1 rRNA gene is annotated in these 2,318 nt (G+C 44.3%); it reads left to right on the top strand.

Annotated features, from left to right (window positions below):
• Positions 1-170 precede the first annotated feature (170 nt).
• Positions 171-2,318, top strand: a 23S ribosomal RNA gene (locus AWT63_RS02010); the annotation flags it as partial.

The raw sequence follows: 2,318 nt of genomic DNA, 5'->3' as shown, positions 1-2,318 counted from the left end.
CGGAAGGTGCGGATGGATCACCTCCTTTCTAAGGAGAAAGAAGATTAACAATTGTTTGCTTTTATTCTTTAATTAAGAATTAAGAAAATTTTTTAGGACAATGAGAAATGAATAGTAGGTAAAAAGAGAAACAACATTCACAAGAAAAAGAGTTAGAATGAGAAAAAGAAGATAAAGCTAAGAAAGGGCGTACGGAGGATGCCTAGGTAGTAAAAGCCGAAGAAGGACGTGATAAGCTGCGAAAAGCTAGGGGGAGTTGCACATGAACAAAGATCCCTAGATATCCGAATGGGAGAACCTGTATATTAGGAGAATATACACGAAAGAGGTAAGCCCGTGAACTGAAACATCTAAGTAACGGGAGGAAAAGAAAGTAAAAACGATTTTCTAAGTAGCGGCGAGCGAACGGGAAGGAGCCTAAACCATAGTGGTGAAAAAGTTGGCGACGATGCCATTATGGGGTAGAGGGGCTACAAGCACAGATAGCCATGAAGTGAGTTATGTATATACTGTAAGAGGAATATAGTTGGAAAGCTAAACCAAAGAAGGTGATAGTCCTGTAGGATGTAGAGTATATATGTATAGAGTAGAACCCCGAGTAGCATCAAGCACGAGGAATTTGGTGTGAATCAGTGAGGACCATATCTCATAAGGCTAAATACTTTTACTAACCGATAGTGAAGAGTACCGTGAGGGAAAGGTGAAAAGAACCCTGAGTAAGGGAGTGAAATAGAATTTGAAACCGTACGCTTACAAGCGGTAGGAGCAGGGTAACCTGTGACTGCGTGGATTTTGGTTAATCATCCTGCGAGTTATGATATATGGCAAGGTTAAGGAAAGCGGAGCCGAAGGGAAACCAAGTCTTAAAAGGGCGAAAGTCGTATGTCATAGACGCGAAACCTAGTGATCTAGGCCTGTCCAAGTTGAAGCTAAGGTAAGACTTAGTGGAGGACTGAACTCACCGCCGTTGAAATGATGGGAGATGAGATAGGTTTAGGGGTGAAAAGCCAATCGAACTAGGAGATAGCTCGTTCTCTCCGAAATGCATTTAGGTGCAGCCTTAATAGAAGATATGTGGGGGTAGAGCACTGTATGACCTAGGGGGCGTATAGCTTACTGAAGTCAAGCAAACTACGAATACCATATATTAATAATTGGGAGTGAGTCTATGGATGACAAGGTCCATGGACGAGAGGGAAAAAGCCCAGAACAACAGCTAAGGTCCCGAATTATGTCTAAGTGGGAAAGGAGGTGGATATTCCCAGACAACCAGGAGGTTGGCTTAGAAGCAGCCAAGCCTTAAAAGAGTGCGTAATAGCTCACTGGTCGAGAGTATCTGCGCCGAAGATTTAACGGGGCTAAGACATAAACCGAAGCTTTGTAACATAATGTAAGTTATGTTGGTAGGAGAGCGTTCTGTAAGCCGTAGAAGGAGGATTGAAAGAGAATCTGGAGGTATCAGAAGTGAGAATGCAGGAATGAGTAGCGAGAAAGAGGGTGAGAATCCCTCTGACCGGAAGTCCAAGGATTCCAGGGGAAGGTTTGTCCGCCCTGGGGGAGTCGGGACCTAAGGATAAACAGAAATGTGAAGCCGAATGGAAAATAGGTAAATATTCCTATACCACTTAATTAACGATTGAAGGGATGGAGTGACGCAGGAAGGTATGTAAGATGACTGACGGAATAGTCATTTTAAGGAAGAAGTATGGGTTTACAGGAAAAGCCGTAGACTTAAATATGAGAACTGAAGAGTAAGCATATGTAAAGTATGTAAGTTACAAATCCTACACTGCCGAGAAAAACTTCTACTGAGGAGATTAAGTGCCCGTACCGTAAACCGACACAGGTGGACAGGGTGAGAAACCTAAGGTCGACAGGCTAACTCTAGCTAAGGAACTCTGCAAAATAGCCCCGTAACTTAGGGAGAAGGGGTACCTATGAAAGTGAGTAAAGAGACATTACGAGCAAGAGTAGGTCGCAGTGAAGAGTCCCAAGCAACTGTTTACCAAAAACACAGGTCTATGCTAAGCCGGAAGGCGACGTATATGGGCTGACACCTGCCCAGTGCTGGAAGGTTAAGAGGAGGATTGAGAGATTCGAATTGAAGCCCCAGTGAACGGCGGCCGTAACTATAACGGTCCTAAGGTAGCGAAATTCCTTGTCAGGTAAGTTCTGACCTGCACGAATGGTGCAATGATTTGGGAGCTGTCTTGGCTGGAGGCCTGGTGAAGTTGTAATAGCGGTGAAGATACCGCTTACCTGCAGTAGGACGGAAAGACCCCGTGGAGCTTTACTGTAGTTTGGCATTGGGTTTTGGC

It is taken from the genome of Caviibacter abscessus, assembly GCF_001517835.1.
GTDB classification, from domain to species: domain Bacteria; phylum Fusobacteriota; class Fusobacteriia; order Fusobacteriales; family Leptotrichiaceae; genus Caviibacter; species Caviibacter abscessus.
Note: the sequence above shows the minus strand (reverse complement) of the source record. Positions and strands in the feature narration are given on the sequence as shown.